Origin of the sequence: Nonomuraea sp. NPDC005692 (genome assembly GCF_040631115.1) — a bacterium.
Classification (GTDB): domain Bacteria; phylum Actinomycetota; class Actinomycetes; order Streptosporangiales; family Streptosporangiaceae; genus Nonomuraea.
On sequence record NZ_JBEXYU010000002.1, the window covers coordinates 450,500 to 465,925 of the forward strand.

Genomic DNA, 15,426 nt, shown 5'->3' on the forward strand with positions numbered 1-15,426 from the left:
GAAGGTGAGGCATCATGAGGAAATGGTTCGCACGCCTGGCTGTGCTGGGCGTCGCGCTTTTAGTGGCCGGCCAAGGAGCGACGGCGGCCCAGGCCCAGGAACCTGCGGCGGGGAAGAAGATCCTACGCGTCGGCGCCACCCAGGCGATGGACTCCATGAACCCGTTCCTGGCGGTCCGGCTGGTCTCCACCGCGATCCAGCGCACGATGTACGGCTTCCTCACCGTCCCTGACTCCAAGACGCTCCAGCCCAGCCCCGACCTGGCCGAGTCGTGGACGACGTCCGACGACGGGCTCACCTGGACGTTCAAGATCCGCAACACCAAGTGGTCCGACGGCCAGCCGGTGACGGCCGAGGACGCCGCCTGGACGTTCAACAAGATGATGACGGACGAGGCGGCCAAGACGGCCAACGGCCCCGCCGTGGAGAACTTCGCGAGCGTCACCGCCAACGGCCAGGACTTGATCATCAAGACCAAGGCACCGCAGGCGTCCATGCTGGAGAACCCGGTCCCGATCATGCCCAAGCATGTGTGGGAGAAGGTCACCGACATGGCCAACTACGAGGCGGAGACGTACCCGACCGTGGGCAGCGGCCCGTACATCGCGGTCGAGCACAAGAAGGACCAGTACGTCAAGCTGCAGGCCAACCCCAACTACTGGCGGGGCAAGCCGAAGGTCGACGAACTCCAGTTCATCTTCTACGACAACCCGCAGGCCGCCATCGCCGGGCTCAAGAAGGGCGACATCGACCTGCTCGGCCGCATGACGCCGCCGGAGTTCCAGGCCATCGAGAACGACCCGAACATCGAGGCATGGAACACCCAGGGCCGCCGGGCCGCGTACCTGCAGATCAACCACGGCGCCACCACCACCGACAACAAGCCCATCGGCGACGGCCACCCGGCGCTGAAGGACCCGAAGGTGCGCCAGGCGCTGCACTTCGCCATCGACAAGCAGAAGCTGGTCGACGAGGTGCAGAGCGGCCTGGCCAAGCCGGCCGACGGCTCGATCATCCCGCCCATGTTCAAGGACTTCTTCTGGGAGGCCACGGGCGAGGAGAAGGTCACCTACGACGTGGCCAAGGCGAACAAGATCCTCGACGACGCCGGCTACAAGAAGGGCGCCGACGGCGTCCGGACGATGCCCGACGGCAAGCGCAAGCTGGAGTTCCGCTTCAGCATCCACACCGACACGCCGATCGAGGACAAGCTCGCCGAGTACCTGACCGGCTTCTTCAAGGAGATCGGCGTCACGCTGACCACCCAGAAGCTCGACTCCAGCAAGTTCACCGAGGAGACCGGCGTCACGGCGCTGTTCGACATCGCGATCAGCGGCTGGTCGGTCAACCCCGACCCCGAGGAGATCCTGGCCACCCACCTGTGCAGCCGCAGGCCGGCGCCGGGCGGCGAGGGCGGCGGCACCGAGTCGTTCTACTGCGACCCGACCTTCGAGAAGCTCTACCAGGAGCAGCTCAAGGAGCTCGACCGGCCCAAGCGCGCCGAGCTCATCAAGCAGATGGAGCAGCGGCTCTACACCGACGCCCCCGTCATCGCGATCTACTACCCCAACGACCTCGAGGGTTACCGCAAGGACCGGATCACCAGCATCACCCCGATCCCCGAGGACAAGGGTCTGCTGTACGGCGGCAGCGGCTACTGGCCGTTCTACACGGCCGACGTCAAGGCGACCGCGGCCGGCGGCTCGGCCTCCGACGGCGGCTCCGGCTCCAACACCGGTCTCATCGTCGGCGTGGTCGGCGGCGTGGTGGTCATCGGCCTCGTGGCCTTCCTCCTGACCAGGCGGCGCAAGAGCGCCGCGGACGAGCGCGAATGACAACACCGCTCGAAGCAGCAGAGCCCGCCGCCGTCCAGGCGGCGGGCCCTGGTGAGGACCGCCCCGCTCGCCACGGCACGCTGAAGTACGTGTTGTCGAAGGCCGGCGGGGCGCTGTTCAGCATCGCCGCGGTGATCGTCGGGACGTTCTTCGTCTTCCGCCTGCTGCCCGGCGATCCGGTGCGGAACCTGGCGCAGGGCCGCAACATGACCCCGGCGCAGCTCGACATGGAACGTCACCGGCTCGGTCTCGACAAGCCGGTGCTCGACCAGTTCCTCGACTTCGTCGGCAAGACGCTCAGGCTCGACCTGGGCACGTCGTACGAGTACAAGCGGCCGGTGCTCGATCTCATCGGCGAGCGCATCGGCCCGACGCTGCTGCTGGCCGGGACCGGGCTGGTCATCGCGGTCAGCCTGGGCCTCTGGCAGGGCACCAGGGCCGGATGGCAGCGGGGGAGCCGGTTCGACCGCTTCTCCACCGGTCTGTCGCTGGTGTTGTGGTCGGTGCCGACGTTCTGGCTCGGCCTGCTGCTGATGATGGTGCTCGGCGTGGGCATCGGCCCGATCCCCGGCATCTTCCCCTTCCGCGGCATCGAGAGCGTCGACGCGCCCGACGGGTTCGCCTACCTGCTCGACGTGGCCTCGCACATGGTGCTGCCGTGCCTGACCCTGGTGGCGGTGATCTACGCCCAGTACCTGCTGGTCATGCGGTCGTCGTTGCTGGAGGAGGTCAGCCAGGACTACATCACCGTGGCCCGCGCCAAGGGCCTGCGCGACGACGAGGTACGCCGCCGCCACGCGGTGCCCAACGCCCTGCTGCCCACGGTGACGCTGGTCTTCATGCGCATCGGCTTTGTGGTCGGCGGCGCGGTCACCGTGGAGACGATCTACACCTGGCCGGGCCTCGGGCAGCTGTTCTACCGGGCGGTCCGGGTCCCCGACTTCACGCTCATGCAGGGCACGTTCATGCTCATCACCGTGGCCGTGATCCTCATGAACACGCTGGCCGACGTGCTCTACCACGTTCTCGACCCGAGGGTGAGGTCGGCATGACGAGTGTCGCTGCCACGCGCAGGCGGCAGGCGCTGACCAACTTCTGGACCGACTTCCGCAGGCACCGCGCCGGGGTGATCGGTATGGTCATCCTGCTGGTCGCCGTGGTGCTCGCGCTGGTCGCGCCGCTGTTCATCGACGAGGGCGTGACGAGCGTCATCGACGCCCCCGGCGACGAGTTCGACGCCCCCAGCCTGGCCTTCCCCTTCGGCACCGACGAGTCGGGCCGGTCGATCCTGCTGATGATCTGGTGGGGGTCGCGCGCCTCGCTGCTCATCGGCTTCCTGGCCGCGCTGCTCAGCATCGTGATCGGCATGGTCATCGGCATCGCCGCCGGGCACTTCGGCGGCTGGCTCGGCGGCGCGCTGATGCGGGTCACCGACTGGTTCCTGGTGCTGCCCTCGCTGGTGACCGCGCTGGTGCTGGCGGCCATCCTCGGCGGCAGCACGTTCACCATCATCATGGCGATCGGGGTCACCACCTGGCCGTCCACGGCCCGGCTGATCAGGGCGCAGACCTTCGCCGTCGAGGCCCGGCCCTACATCGAACGCTCCAAGGCGCTCGGTGGCGGCCACTGGCACATCACCACCCGGCACGTGCTGCCCAACGTGGCGCCGCTGCTGCTGGCCAGCACGACGCTGGAGGTGGCCAGCGCGATCGTCACCGAGTCCACGCTGGCCTTCCTCGGCGCCAGCGCGAACAAGACCTCGTGGGGCACCATGCTGCGCGGCTCCTACGACTACGGCGCGGCCAACGAGGGCGCGTGGTGGTACATCATCCTCCCCGGTCTGGCCATCCTCGTGGTCGTCATGGCGTTCACCCTCGTCGGACGGGCGCTGGAGGCCGTGCTGAACCCAAGGCTCAGGAGGGCGGCATGAGTCTCCTCGAACTGGACGACCTGTCGGTGACCTACCGCATCGCGTCGGGCGAGGTGCCCGCGGTGCGCGGCGTGTCGCTGACCCTCGACCCCGGAGCGGCACTCGGAGTCGCCGGCGAGTCGGGGTCCGGCAAGTCGACGCTGGCCATGGCGCTGCTCAGGCTCCTGCCCAAGAGCACGCGCGTCGGCGGCCGGATCCTGCTCGACGGCGACGACGTCCTCACCATGAAGTGGGGACGCATGCGGGCCGTGCGCTGGGCCGAGGCCTCGATCGTGTTCCAGGGCGCGCAGCACGGCCTCAACCCCGTGCGCCGGATCGGCGAGCAGATCGCCGAGCCGCTGCTCGTGCACGGCCTGGCCAAGCCGGACGGCGCCCGCAAGCGCGTCGGCGAGCTGCTCGAACAGGTCGGCCTGCCCGCCTGGCGGGCCCGCAGCTACCCGCACGAGCTGTCCGGCGGCCAGCGGCAGCGCGTGATGATCGCGATGGCGCTGGCCTGCTCGCCCCGCCTGATCATCGCCGACGAGCCGACCACCGCGCTCGACGTGATGGTCCAGGCGCAGGTCCTGACGCTGATCAAGCAGCTGATCGCCGAGCACGGCATCTCGCTGATCATGATCTCGCACGACCTGTCGGTCCTTGCCGACGTCTGCGACCAGCTCGCGGTCATGTACGCCGGCCGCGTGGTCGAGCACGGCCCCTCCCGCGAGGTGTTCCACGACGCCCGCCACCCCTACAGCCGGGCGCTGGCGGCCGCGTTCCCCACCGTGGGCGACCCGGTCTCGCGGCTGGCCCCCAAGGGGCTCGGCGGCGACCCGCCGGACCCGATGCAGCTCCCGACCGGCTGCGCCTTCCACCCGCGCTGCCCGGTCGCGCTGGACGAATGCGCGGGTCTCGACGTCGAGCTGTGGCCCGCCGGTCCCCGCCACGCCGCGGCCTGCGTGCACGTACGCTCCAAGGAGGAGGTCGAGGCTTCATGACCGAGACGCAGACCGCGGCCGAGACCGTCTCGACGGGCAAGGGCGCGCTGCTGGAGGCCCGTGACCTGCACGTCGCCTTCTCCTCGCGGGGCCGCAGCGCCCGCGCCGTCGACGGGGTCAACCTGGCGATCGGCCAGGGCGAGATCGTGGCCCTGGTCGGCGAGTCGGGCTGCGGCAAGACCACCCTGGCCCGCACGCTGCTCGGCCTCGAACGTCCCACGTCCGGCGAGGTCCGCTACGACGGCTCCGCGCTGAACTACGGCTCCAAGGCGCTCAAGTCCTACCGCCGTCAGGTCCAGCTCGTCCTGCAGGACCCGATGGGCTCGCTCAACCCCCGCCAGACCGTCTACGAGGCGGTCGCCGAGGGGCCCCGCATCCACGGCCTGCCCGACGAGGAGGAGATCGTGGCCTCGGCCCTGTCCAGGGCCGGGCTGCGACCGCCCGAGCGGTTCTTCCTGCGTTACCCGCACGAGCTGTCCGGCGGGCAGCGGCAGCGGGTCGTGATCGCCGGCGCGCTCGCCCTCGACCCGAAGGTGCTGATCGCCGACGAGCCCGTGGCCTCGCTCGACGCCTCCGTGCGCGGCGAGATCCTGGCGCTGATGCTCAAGCTCAAGACCGACCTCGGCCTGTCGGCCCTGGTCGTCACCCATGACCTCGGCCTGGCCTGGAACATCGCCGACCGGGTCGCGGTCATGTACCTGGGGCGGATCGTCGAGTCGGGGCCGGTGGAGCAGGTGCTGACGGCGCCGCGGCATCCGTACACGCAGGCGCTGATGTCGGTGTTGCCGGAGTCGCCCGAGCGGATCGTGCTGTCCGGCGAGCCGCCGGACCCGACCAGGGTGCCGGGTGGCTGCCGGTTCCATCCCCGCTGCCACGTGCTGGCCTCCGGCCGCGCGGCGGAGGCGGGCGTGGACGCGGCCTGCCGGTCGCAGGCGCTGAGCATCCTGCCCGCGGTCCCCGACGCCCAGGCCGCCTGCCACTACGCGGCGGTCACCGGGTAGGTCACCCGCGGAACGCGTCGGCGTGCTCGCGCGCCCACTCGGCGAAGTCACGCGCGTCCCGGCCGGTGATCTCCCGGACGGTCGGGACGACCGTGTAGCCGACCTCAGGCGTGTTGCCCAGCGCGCCGACCAGGAACTCGATGGTCTGCTCGCCCATGCCGTCGGCGCGCCACTTGGCCCGCGCCTCGTCCACGGTGAGCTCGACGAACCCGACCTCCCTGCCGACGGCCTCGGCCAGGACGGCGGCCTTCTCCCGCAGGGTGATCGCGCGGGGGCCGGTCAGCACGTACGTCCGGCCGCCGTGCCCGCCCTCGGTCAGGACCTTGGCGGCCACCGCGGCGATGTCCCGCTCGTGCACCAGGGCGCTCAGCCGGTCGCCGAACGGCTCCTTGATGACGCCTTCCGTCCTGATCGTGTGCGCCCACCACTGGAGCGTGTTGGCCATGAACTCGACCGGGTGGAGCAGCGTCCACTCCAGGTCGGTGGTGGCGAGCGCCTGCTCGAACGCGCCGTCCTCGCGGCCGCCGAGCACGGTGACCCGGCGCACGCCCGCGTTGACGGCCAGCTCGGCGAGCGCGGCGCCGTCGGGCAGCGGCGCGTAGTCGTCGCCGGCGAAGTTGATGAAATGCACCCCGATGACGCCCTCGAAGGCGGCGGCCAGGGAGGCCGGCTCGGCGAGATCGCCGCCGACGACCTCGACGCCCTCGGGGAGGGCGGCCTTGGCGGGGTTCCTGGTCAGCGCGCGGACCTGGCGACCGGCCTGGAGGAGCTCCTCGACGACGAGGCGGCCGACGGTCCCGGTGGCACCGGTGACGAGGATGGTCATGTGAACCCCACTTCTTTCGGAACGGAACGTTCTGCTCTTACTATAGCAGAACGGAACGCTTCATTCCATGTAACTCTTGAGCCGGATCGCCGTGGCCGCCCGGTGGATCGCCCCGGCGATCCGCTCGACGACCTTCTCCTTGCCTGGCAGGTACGGCAGCAGCCTGAGCATCCTGAGCTGGAACCACAGCGCCAGCCGTGAGCCCATCACCATGCCCCTGACGTTCACCGGCCCGAGCTCCTGGTTGACCCGGACGAACTCCCGCATCTCCCGCTCGTAGCCCGCCGCGCCGCCGCCCCCGGCCAGCTCGCCCGCCAGCACGTACGCGCCCACGATCGCCAGGCTCGTGCCCTGTCCTGAGGCCGGCGAGGCGCAGTAGGCGGCGTCCCCGAGCAGCACGACCCGGCCCTTCGACCAGCTGTCCATGTGCACCTGGCTGACCGAGTCGAAGTAGAAGTCGTCGGCCTCGCGCACCGCGCCGAGCAGCGCCGGCACCTCCCACTCCACCCCCGCCATGGCCTCGGCCAGCAGGTCCTTCTGGCGGCCGGTGTCGCGGTGGTCATAGGACAGCGGCTGTGAGGCCCACATGAACAGCGCCTTGGCGGCGCCGTCCTGCCGGGTGCTGTAGACGTTGGCGGTGCGGCCGGGGGCGGCGTGCACGGCCTCCTCGCGGTCCAGGCCGAGGGTGTTGGGGACGGTGCAGATCGAGACGTAGTAGCCCAGGTCGCGGACGTACCGGGCGTCCTCCCCGAACACGATCCTGCGGATGTTGGAGCGCATCCCGTCCGCGCCGACGATCAGGTCGAACCGGCGGGGCGCGGCGTGCTCGAAGGTGACCAGGCCGTCGTCGGAGACGGCGGTGACGGAGTCGCCGAAGAGGTATTCGGCGTCGTCGCGGGTGAGGTCGTACAGGAGCTCGTTGAGGTCACCGCGCATGATCTCGGCGTCGTCGCCCGTGCGCCCGCCGAACAGGTCGGCGTCCATGGTGGCCACCGCCCGCCCCTTGCGGTCGTAGTGGGTGGCCACGCGCATGCCGGTGCCGCGGGCGGTGACCGCGTCCAGCAGGCCCATGCGGCCGATCACGTCGAGGGCGGCGCCGCGGATGTCGACCTTGTAGCCGCCGGGGCGGATGGCGGGAGCGCGCTCGACGACGGTGACGGTGCAGCCGTGGCGGCGCAGCCAGTAGGCCAGCGAGGTGCCGGCGATGCTCGCGCCGGAGATCAGGACGTTCTTCATGCCGAGAACAGTACATCTGTCTCAGACGCTTGTCTAGGACGATGTTTTCAGACGTTCGTGTTAACGTCTGGGCATGGGAAACAGGGAAGACCTGCTGGCCGGGGCGAAGCGTTGCCTGATCGAGAAGGGCTACTCGCGTACCACCGCGCGCGACATCGCGACCGCGTCGGGCGTGAGCCTCGCGGGCATCGGCTACCACTTCAAGTCCAAGGACGCGCTGATGAACGAGGCGCTGTTCGAGGTGATGCAGGAATGGGGCGACGACCTGGCGCGGACGCTCGTCGCCGATGCCGAGGAGGGCGCGTCACCGCTGGAGCGGTTCGAGGCGGCGTGGGACCGGGTGGTGGAGTCGTTCGACCGGCTGCGGCCGCTCTGGATCACCCAGCTCGAGCTGCTCGGGCAGATCGATCACGTGCCGGAGCTGCGCGAGCAGCTCGTCCCGGCGATCAAGGGCGCCCGGCTGGGCCTCGCCGAGCTGTTCCAGGATGTGCGGGCGGAGACGGACCCCGAGCGGGCCAGGCTGGTGGGCTCGCTGTACCAGGCCATGCTGACGGGGTTCCTGGCGCAGTGGCTGCTCGACCCGGACAGCGCGTTGTCCGGTCGCGAGGTGGCCGAGGCCCTGCGCCTGGTGGGCGGCTCGTGAAACGGGCCGGGGGCTAGAAGGCGCTTATCGTGGCGGGGGCGCGTTCGGCCCTGCTGAGGGTGCGGATGACGGCGGTCGCGCCGTGCCGGTGCACCGCCAGACGGGCCAGCAGCTCCACGACCGGCTCGTTGATCGACGACGGCAGCTCCGGCGTCTCGACGCCCACGCTGGCGGCCAGGTCGTCGGAGTGCACGACCAGCTCCATCACCCTGGTGAGCAGGAAGTCGTCGAGCCGCAGCGACCAGCCGGCCCACGGCAGCCGCACGACCCGGTCCGCCGGCTCGGCGGGCAGCTCGGCCAGCAGCCGGTCCAGCAGCGCCTGCGTGCGCTCGACGAGCGCGGCGTGCCCGTCCGCGGCGGCCGCCTGGCCGCCCACCCGGACGCTGACGTTGCTCTCGTGGTCGAGGCCGGCCTGCACCCACGGCGACCTCGTGTAGTGCTCGATGAGCGGGATGGGCACCCCGGGTTCCTCGCCGGAGTCGAGCACGTCGACGACCCGGACGATCTGGTGGGCCAGGTGCCCGGCCAGGCCCGCGACGCTGAACTCGGTCAGCGCGCTCGGCTTGTCCCACGCCGCCCGGACGGCCGGGTCACGCAGCAGCGACATCGCCGACGCCGCGGCCACCAGATAGGACTGCCTGATCTCCCCCATATGCCGCCCTTTCCCCGGTTCAGGTGGTAACTCGGGGCCAAGACTATCCCTCGGCGATCCGCGGAGGGCCGCCGTCCTGCCCACTGAGACGAGGGCGGGCTCAGGTCTCGTCGGGGCCCTCCGCCAGCACCTTCCCGATGGCCGACCGGACGAAGGCGCGGGTCAGCCGGCCCCTTCTGAAGCGGCTCAGCACCGGGCGCGGCGTGCCGTACCGGCGGGCGCGCACGTCGGCCAGGACGGCCTCCGGCGCGCCCATCCCGGCCAGCACGTCGAGGGCCTCCCGCTTGGTGATCAACCGGCCCTCGTGCAGGGTGACCGAAGCCCTGGCGACGGTCAGCAGGCCGAGGTCCACCCAGACGTCCCGCAGCCAGCGTCGCCGCCCTCTGGTCTTGTCCAGCCAGAACTCGCGCAGGTCCGTACGGACGAAGTCGGCCAGCACGGCGTCGGAGACGGCCGGCAGCAGCTCGGCGGGCGGCGGCCCGTGCAGCACGAGCGGGGCCGTGTGCAGCTCGCGGCGGGTCACCGCCGTCACCGGACGGCGGAAGATCTGCTCGTGGGCCCACGTCACGTGCTCGACCCGCGGGTCCGCCAGCTCCTCCAGCGGCAGGTAGGAGCAGTGGAGGAGGTCGGCGAGCGGCAGGTCGAGCCCCCGGTGCAGCCCCTTGATCCGGCGCCACTGCTCCATCGTGACCGGCGTCTCGACCACCGCGATCAGGTCGAGGTCGCTGCGCCCCGGCTGGTAGTCGCCGGCGCCCAGCGAGCCGTGCGCCCACAGTGACACCAGGGGCACGACCTCGCCCACGCCGTCTCGGAACCGCCGGAGCAGGACGTCTGTGGCCGCATGCATGATGTCCACTATGATCCATTCCCGGCCGTCCCGGAAGATCACCGGGGCGGGCCGTCAGGACGTGCTGAACAGAGCGCTCACCGACTCGCCGTCGTGGATCCGCCGCATGGCCTCGGCCAGCGCCGGTGCGATCGACAACACGGTCAGCTTGTCACTCGGCTTGGGCGGCGGCACGGTGTTCGTGCAGACGATCTCCATGACCTCGGGGAACGCGCTCAGCCGCTCGATCGCCCCGCCCGCGAACAGCCCGTGCGTGCACGCCACGCGGACGGAGTTGACGCCCTGCTCGCGCAGCCGGCCCAGCAGCTCGATGACCGTGCTGCCCTTGGCGATCTCGTCGTCGAGGATGATCACGTCCTTGCCCGCGACCTCGCCGATGACCGAGCTGATCACCACGCGGTCGTCGGCGAAGCGCTGCTTGGCGCCCATCGCGACGCCCGTGCCGAGCAGCCGGGCGAAGTGCGCGGCCTCCTTGGCGTTGCCCAGGTCGGGGGAGACGACGACGGCGTTCGACAGGTCGTAGCGGCGGAAGTGCGCGGCAAGCTCGCGCAGCGCGTGCAGGTGGTCGACCGGCACGCTGAAGAAGCCGTGCACCTGCGGCGAGTGCAGCGTCATGGCCAGCACCCGGTTCGCGCCCGCGGCCACCATCAGGTCGGCGACCAGGCGCGCGCCGATGGAGATGCGCGGGGCGTCCTTCTTGTCCGATCTGGCGTAGGCGTAATGGGGCAGGACCACGGTCGTCCTGGCCGCGGACGCGCCGCGCGCCGCGTCGATCATGAGCAGCAGCTCGACCAGGTTCTCCTGCGTCGGCGGCACCAGGGGCTGGATGAGGAACACGTCGCGCTCGCGGCAGTTGGCCTGGAGCTGCACCTCAAGCGCGTCGTTGGCGAAGCGGGCGACCTTGACGGGGTGGAGCGGGGTTCCGAGATGGGAGCAGATCTCCTCGGCCAGCTCGGGGTGGGCACTCCCAGAAAAAACCGTGATGTCTCGCACGATTCCCAAAGGATAGCTTCACGGGCTCACGTAGTGGTGGAGCAGGGCGGGTTCGCCCGCGGCGTTGAGCCATCGCGCGCGGGTGCTGCCGACGCGCCGCCAGCCCAGCCGCTCGTAGAGCGCGACGGCCGCCCGGCCCTCGTCGGAGACCTCCAGGAGGACGGGCGCCCCGGCGGCCGTCCGCACGGTGTCCAGCAGCAGGGGGGCCAGCCCGCGGCCCCGGGCGGCGGGCACGACGAAGAGCCGGGTGACCTGCGGGCCCTCGTCGGTGCCGGCCAGGCCGACGTGGCCGAGCACCCGGCCCTCCTCGACCGCCACCCAGGCGCGCAGCAGGTCGCCCGGAGTCAGCCAGCCCCGGGGATCGGCCGGCCAGTCGACGGGATAGCGGTCGGCGGACTGCACCAGGGCCAGGGCCTCGATGCAGGCGTCGAGATCGGCCGGCGTCCGGAGGCGGACGCCCATGCCGTCGGTCGTCACGTCAGCGCCTCCACCGTGAGCGCGTCGAGGTCGGGCAGGACCTGCCAGGCGAGAGCGAGGGCGTCGTCGTCGGGCGGGTAATCGGGATGCGGCACGGCGATCACCCGCATGCCGGCCGCGTGCGCCGAACGCAGGCCGTTGCTGGAGTCCTCGACCGCCACGCAGTCCTTCGGGTAGATCTCCAGCCGCCGGGCCGCCTCCAGGTAGCCGTCGGGGGCGGGCTTGCCGCGCGCGACCTCCTCGGTCGAGACCGTGGTCACGAAGTACTCGCGCAGCTCCGCCGCGTCCAGCACCACGTCGATCAGCCGCCGCGGCGACGAGCTGGCCAGGCCGAGGGTGAACCGTCCGGCCAGCCGGCGCACGGCCTCGCGGGCGCCCGGCAGCAGCGGCACGCCGTCCTGGTAGCGCTCGGCCATCTGGTCGACCACGCCCTCGGCGATCTCGCCGGGCGTCAGGCGCACCCCCAGCTCGTGCAGGTAGGCCGCCCACTCGCCGGTGCTCATGCCCATCAGCCTGGACTGCGTGTCGGGCTGCCAGGTGCCGCCGTGGTCGGCGACGAAGGCGCGCCGGACCTGCTCCCAGACGGGTTCGGAATCGACGAGCACGCCGTCGAGGTCGAACACGCACGCTTCCATGACCACCCCCGATGAGATCAGCCTGGAACCACCCAATCACACCGTCCGCGTCGCTACGCCGCCGCGTCCTGTCCTTATTGCCCGAGTTTCATGCTATTGGGGCTGGTTATTGAGCTACGAGCGTCCATTCAGGGGCATGCGAGCAGACATGGCAGACCTTCCATTTCATGACACGGGCGACTTCGAGGACGCCGACCGCGGCTTCATCGCGAAGCTGACCCCCGCCGTGGTCAAGTCGCGGAACGGCGAGGTCGTCTGGGACAACGACTCCTACGCCTTCCTCAACGCCGAATGCCCTGAGACCGCCCATCCCAGCCTGTGGCGGCAGAGCCAGCTCTGCGCCAAACAGGGCCTGTACGAGGTCGCCGACGGCATCTACCAGGTACGCGGCCTGGACCTGTCGAACATGACCCTGGTCGAGGGCGACATCGGCGTCATCGTCATCGACCCGCTGGTCTCCACCGAGTGCGCCGCCGCCGCGCTCGCGCTCTACCGCCGCCACCGCGGCGACCGCCCGGTCACCGGCGTCGTCTACACCCACAGCCACGTCGACCACTTCGGCGGCGTGCGCGGCGTGACCGACGGCAACGTGCCGATCCTGGCGCCCGCCGGCTTCATGGACCACGCGGTCTCCGAGAACGTCTACGCCGGCCCCGCCATGAACCGCCGCGCCGGCTACATGTTCGGCCTCGCCCTGCCGCACGCCCCGGACGGCCAGATCGGCTGCGGCCTCGGCATGACGTCCTCGACCGGCACCACGTCCCTCATCCCGCCCACCGTGGACGTCAGCCGCACCGGCCAGGAGGAGATCGTGGACGGGGTGCGGATCGTCTTCCAGCTCACCCCCGGCACCGAGGCCCCCGCCGAGATGAACTTCCTCTTCCCCGACCGCGACGCCCTGTGCCTGGCCGAGAACGCCACCCACAACCTGCACAACATCCTCACCCTGCGCGGCGCCCAGGTGCGCGACGCCCGCGTCTGGGCCCGCTACCTGTCGGAGACCCTCACGCTGCTCGCCGACCGGGCCGAGGTCGCCTTCGCCTCGCACCACTGGCCGACCTGGGGAAGGAGCAACATCGTCCGGTTCCTCCAGGAACAGCGAGACCTGTACGCCTACCTGCACGACCAGACCCTCCGCCTGCTCAACAAGGGCCTGACCGGCGCCGAGATCGCCGAGCAGATGCGGGTGCCGCCCGCGCTGGAACAGGTCTGGCACACCCACGGCTACTACGGCTCGGTCAGCCACAACGTCAAGGCCGTCTACCAGCGCTACCTCGGCTGGTACGACGGCAACCCCGCCCACCTGTGGGAGCACCCGCCCAGGGAGAGCGCGATCCGGTACGTCGAGTGCATGGGCGGCGGCGCGGCCGTCGTGGCCTTCGCCCGCCGGTACATCGAGGAGAACGACCTGCGCTTCGCCGTCCAGCTGCTGAACCACGCCGTCTTCGCCGACGAGGGCAACAAGGCGGCCAGGGACCTGCTGGCCGAGGTCTACACCCGGCTCGGCCAGGGCGCGGAGAACGGGACGTGGCGCAACTCGTACCTGACGGGGGCCATGGAACTGACCGAGGGCATCGCCCCCACCCGCGTCACCACCACCTCGCCCGACCTGGTCGCGGCCCTGACCGTGGAGCAGATCTTCGACTCCCTCGCCATCCGCGTGGACGGCCCCAGGGCCTGGCACGAGAGCCTGTCGATCGACTGGCACCTGACGGACCTGGGGGAGCTGTACCGCACCACGCTGTCCAACGGCGTGCTCGTCCAGCGGCTGAACCCGCCCGAGGAGCCCGTGGACCTGACGCTCCGCCTCACCAGGGCCCAGCTCCTCGGCCTGCTGGCCGGGAAGGGCGTGGAGGGGGTGGAGCGGGAGGGCGACATCACGGCGCTCCAGCGGCTGGTCGCCGTGCTCGACTCACCGGCCCGCGACTTCGCCATCGTGACCCCGTGAGCCACCGACCCCATGAGCCACCGACCCCACGAGCCACTGACCCCACGAGCCACCGGCCCACGGGTCTCTGAGCTCATGAGTCACTGACCCACGAGCCTCGGACCCCGTGAGTCACCGAACCCGGGCGCCCGCAGCCGGGGACCACGGCGCGCCGGTCCCGCCCATGTGGCCGTCGGGGCACACGGGCGTCGCGGACCGGCTCTCAGAGTTTGTACAGCTTGTTGAACGGCGTCGTGATCCGTTCCTGCCGGGATCCGAAGTCGACCAGAACGGCGACGTCGTCCTCCACACCGATGACGACACCGAGGCCGAATCGGTCATGGCTCACCCGGTCGTTCATGTCGAACTGCTCCGCGGGTGGCGCCGGAGGCGGCGGTTTGAAGGGACTTGTGGGCAGGTGACGACGAGAATCGCCGCTGGCTCGCTTCATCTCCTCCAGTATGCGCCCACCGGGTGAATACTTTGTGGCGTTCACACCTGTATGGACTCGGCGCGTGAGCGCGGAACCGTTGTCGTGGGCAGGCGTACGAACCGCAGAAAGGCCGGCAGCAGCCACGGACGCCGCCCCCAGACCGCCACCTTGCCCGTGAGCGCGGCCCGCGTCCTGGACATCCGGCCGAACAGCAGCAGGTTCAGCGCCGCCGGGTCGAACCGCACGTGCGCGTCCACCTGCGGCCCCATCTCGGCCACCGACACCCGCCCGTGGTCGAGCGCCAGCGCCGCCGGCGCGGTGTGCGCGGAGTGGAACCCGACGGTGATCCGGCGGGGCGGGGCGGGCGTCCCGGTGTCCATCAGATGTCCGTAGTCGTTCCTGATCATCCCGATGAGGAACAGGTCGAAGAACAGCCCGGCGTCCCGCGCGGGCACCGACCATGGGGTACGGGTCGCGCGGGCGATGTCCCAGCCGTGCAGCAGCAGCTCGTTCAGCAGGTGGGCCAGCACGCCCGCGACGGGCACCCGCGCGTCGCCCAGCCACGGGACCGGCGTCGCCGGATCGACCTCCGCGCCGGCGCGCAGGATCTCCCGGACGTCGCCGCGCAGCCGCTCGGCCAGGACGACCGGGTCGCGCTCGGGGAAGTGCTCGAACGCCAGCTCGTTCAGGGCGCTCACCGTGTCGACGTTCGCGCCGAGTATCGGCCCGGCCAGCTCCGGGAACGGCGTGGTCACGTCGCCGCGCACCACGCAGGTGTAGAGCGAGGCGATCGCGGTGACGTGGGCCGCGGTCTCGGCGACGGTCCACTCCCTGGTCGCCATGGCGTGGGGATCGACGATGGAGACCAGCTTCGCGAACCGGTCGGTGGCCGCCTTGAGCGAGCCGCGCACCGACGCCCATTTGCCGTACGTGATGAGCTCGTCCATGTTCATCTCCAGAGGTCCACGATCACGCTAACCCGGGTGACCTGGGCGGTCTTCTCCGGAAATGCTC

16 protein-coding genes are annotated in these 15,426 nt (G+C 70.8%); 7 read left to right on the plus strand and 9 right to left on the minus strand.

The features are described from left to right. Positions 1-14 precede the first annotated feature (14 nt). Genes ABZ459_RS07040 through ABZ459_RS07060 form a run of 5 tightly spaced genes read left to right on the plus strand, consistent with a single transcriptional unit; the run spans position 15 to position 5,743 of the window. Entirely contained in the window at positions 15-1,835 is a 1,821-nt protein-coding gene (locus ABZ459_RS07040; protein ID WP_357966918.1) for an ABC transporter substrate-binding protein, read from the plus strand. Further along, positions 1,832-2,887, plus strand: coding sequence for an ABC transporter permease (locus ABZ459_RS07045; RefSeq protein WP_357966921.1), 1,056 nt, complete (start codon positions 1,832-1,834; stop codon positions 2,885-2,887). Before ABZ459_RS07040 ends, ABZ459_RS07045 begins: the two co-directional genes overlap by 4 nt. Next, a complete protein-coding gene (locus tag ABZ459_RS07050; protein WP_357966924.1) occupies positions 2,884-3,765 on the plus strand; it encodes an ABC transporter permease in 882 nt (293 codons plus the stop codon). The genes ABZ459_RS07045 and ABZ459_RS07050 overlap by 4 nt, the downstream gene beginning before the upstream one ends. Further along, positions 3,762-4,742: an ABC transporter ATP-binding protein gene (locus tag ABZ459_RS07055; RefSeq protein WP_357966927.1), complete on the plus strand. Its 981-nt coding sequence runs from the start codon at positions 3,762-3,764 to the stop codon at positions 4,740-4,742. Before ABZ459_RS07050 ends, ABZ459_RS07055 begins: the two co-directional genes overlap by 4 nt. After that, on the plus strand, positions 4,739-5,743 hold the full coding sequence (locus ABZ459_RS07060) for an ABC transporter ATP-binding protein (RefSeq protein WP_357966930.1): 1,005 nt from the start codon (positions 4,739-4,741) through the stop codon (positions 5,741-5,743). The genes ABZ459_RS07055 and ABZ459_RS07060 overlap by 4 nt, the downstream gene beginning before the upstream one ends. A gap of 1 nt (position 5,744) precedes the next feature. On the opposite strand, the gene ABZ459_RS07065 is transcribed toward ABZ459_RS07060, so the two are convergent. Beyond that, positions 5,745-6,569, minus strand: coding sequence for an NAD(P)H-binding protein (locus ABZ459_RS07065; RefSeq protein ID WP_357966933.1), 825 nt, complete (start codon positions 6,567-6,569; stop codon positions 5,745-5,747). A 60-nt stretch (positions 6,570-6,629) separates the two neighbouring features. Then, positions 6,630-7,805 carry an FAD-dependent monooxygenase gene (locus ABZ459_RS07070; RefSeq protein WP_357966935.1) on the minus strand — a complete coding sequence of 392 codons (1,176 nt, stop codon included), beginning with the start codon at positions 7,803-7,805 and terminating at the stop codon, positions 6,630-6,632. Positions 7,806-7,878: 73 nt separating this feature from the next. Between ABZ459_RS07070 and ABZ459_RS07075 the strand changes: the two genes are divergently transcribed. After that, positions 7,879-8,448, plus strand: a complete 570-nt coding sequence (locus ABZ459_RS07075; protein ID WP_357966938.1) for a TetR/AcrR family transcriptional regulator — start codon at positions 7,879-7,881, stop codon at positions 8,446-8,448. Between the two features lie 13 nt (positions 8,449-8,461). Here the strand turns inward: ABZ459_RS07075 and ABZ459_RS07080 are convergent, their stop codons facing one another. From ABZ459_RS07080 to ABZ459_RS07100, 5 genes are all read right to left on the minus strand, one after another. Then, on the minus strand, positions 8,462-9,100 hold the full coding sequence (locus ABZ459_RS07080; protein WP_357966939.1) for a maleylpyruvate isomerase N-terminal domain-containing protein: 639 nt from the start codon (positions 9,098-9,100) through the stop codon (positions 8,462-8,464). 100 nt (positions 9,101-9,200) lie between these two features. After that, positions 9,201-9,947 (minus strand): nucleotidyltransferase domain-containing protein, encoded by a 747-nt coding sequence (locus tag ABZ459_RS07085; RefSeq protein ID WP_357966941.1) that lies wholly within the window; start codon positions 9,945-9,947, stop codon positions 9,201-9,203. A 54-nt stretch (positions 9,948-10,001) separates the two neighbouring features. After that, the gene (locus ABZ459_RS07090) at positions 10,002-10,940 is read right to left on the minus strand and encodes a ribose-phosphate pyrophosphokinase (protein WP_357966942.1); all 939 of its coding nucleotides are present in this window, start codon (positions 10,938-10,940) and stop codon (positions 10,002-10,004) included. Between the two features lie 18 nt (positions 10,941-10,958). After that, positions 10,959-11,417, minus strand: coding sequence for a GNAT family N-acetyltransferase (locus ABZ459_RS07095; RefSeq protein WP_357966944.1), 459 nt, complete (start codon positions 11,415-11,417; stop codon positions 10,959-10,961). Next, complete coding sequence (locus ABZ459_RS07100) at positions 11,414-12,040, minus strand: HAD family phosphatase (protein WP_357966946.1); 627 nt, start codon at positions 12,038-12,040, stop codon at positions 11,414-11,416. The genes ABZ459_RS07095 and ABZ459_RS07100 overlap by 4 nt, the downstream gene beginning before the upstream one ends. 160 nt (positions 12,041-12,200) lie before the next feature. On the opposite strand from ABZ459_RS07100, the gene ABZ459_RS07105 reads away from it, so the two are divergent. Beyond that, a complete protein-coding gene (locus ABZ459_RS07105) occupies positions 12,201-14,000 on the plus strand; it encodes an alkyl sulfatase dimerization domain-containing protein (RefSeq protein WP_357966949.1) in 1,800 nt (599 codons plus the stop codon). Positions 14,001-14,202: 202 nt separating this feature from the next. Here the strand turns inward: ABZ459_RS07105 and ABZ459_RS07110 are convergent, their stop codons facing one another. Together ABZ459_RS07110 and ABZ459_RS07115 are read right to left on the minus strand one after the other, a co-directional pair. Continuing rightward, on the minus strand, positions 14,203-14,430 hold the full coding sequence (locus ABZ459_RS07110) for a hypothetical protein (RefSeq protein ID WP_357966952.1): 228 nt from the start codon (positions 14,428-14,430) through the stop codon (positions 14,203-14,205). Positions 14,431-14,471: 41 nt separating this feature from the next. Then, complete coding sequence (locus ABZ459_RS07115; RefSeq protein ID WP_357966953.1) at positions 14,472-15,359, minus strand: maleylpyruvate isomerase N-terminal domain-containing protein; 888 nt, start codon at positions 15,357-15,359, stop codon at positions 14,472-14,474. Positions 15,360-15,426: the final 67 nt, after the last annotated feature.

Bases quoted from the DNA above. Each gene is read 5' to 3' on its own strand.
- ABZ459_RS07040 (WP_357966918.1), top strand. From the start codon at position 15: ATGAGGAAATGGTTCGCACGCCTGGCTGTGCTGGGCGTCGCGCTTTTA.
- ABZ459_RS07110 (WP_357966952.1), bottom strand. From the start codon at position 14,430: ATGAAGCGAGCCAGCGGCGATTCTCGTCGTCACCTGCCCACAAGTCCC.
- ABZ459_RS07050 (WP_357966924.1), top strand. From the start codon at position 2,884: ATGACGAGTGTCGCTGCCACGCGCAGGCGGCAGGCGCTGACCAACTTC.
- ABZ459_RS07080 (WP_357966939.1), bottom strand. From the start codon at position 9,100: ATGGGGGAGATCAGGCAGTCCTATCTGGTGGCCGCGGCGTCGGCGATG.
- ABZ459_RS07115 (WP_357966953.1), bottom strand. From the start codon at position 15,359: ATGGACGAGCTCATCACGTACGGCAAATGGGCGTCGGTGCGCGGCTCG.
- ABZ459_RS07105 (WP_357966949.1), top strand. From the start codon at position 12,201: ATGGCAGACCTTCCATTTCATGACACGGGCGACTTCGAGGACGCCGAC.
- ABZ459_RS07085 (WP_357966941.1), bottom strand. From the start codon at position 9,947: ATGCATGCGGCCACAGACGTCCTGCTCCGGCGGTTCCGAGACGGCGTG.
- ABZ459_RS07075 (WP_357966938.1), top strand. From the start codon at position 7,879: ATGGGAAACAGGGAAGACCTGCTGGCCGGGGCGAAGCGTTGCCTGATC.
- ABZ459_RS07070 (WP_357966935.1), bottom strand. From the start codon at position 7,805: ATGAAGAACGTCCTGATCTCCGGCGCGAGCATCGCCGGCACCTCGCTG.
- ABZ459_RS07045 (WP_357966921.1), top strand. From the start codon at position 1,832: ATGACAACACCGCTCGAAGCAGCAGAGCCCGCCGCCGTCCAGGCGGCG.
- ABZ459_RS07065 (WP_357966933.1), bottom strand. From the start codon at position 6,569: ATGACCATCCTCGTCACCGGTGCCACCGGGACCGTCGGCCGCCTCGTC.
- ABZ459_RS07060 (WP_357966930.1), top strand. From the start codon at position 4,739: ATGACCGAGACGCAGACCGCGGCCGAGACCGTCTCGACGGGCAAGGGC.
- ABZ459_RS07055 (WP_357966927.1), top strand. From the start codon at position 3,762: ATGAGTCTCCTCGAACTGGACGACCTGTCGGTGACCTACCGCATCGCG.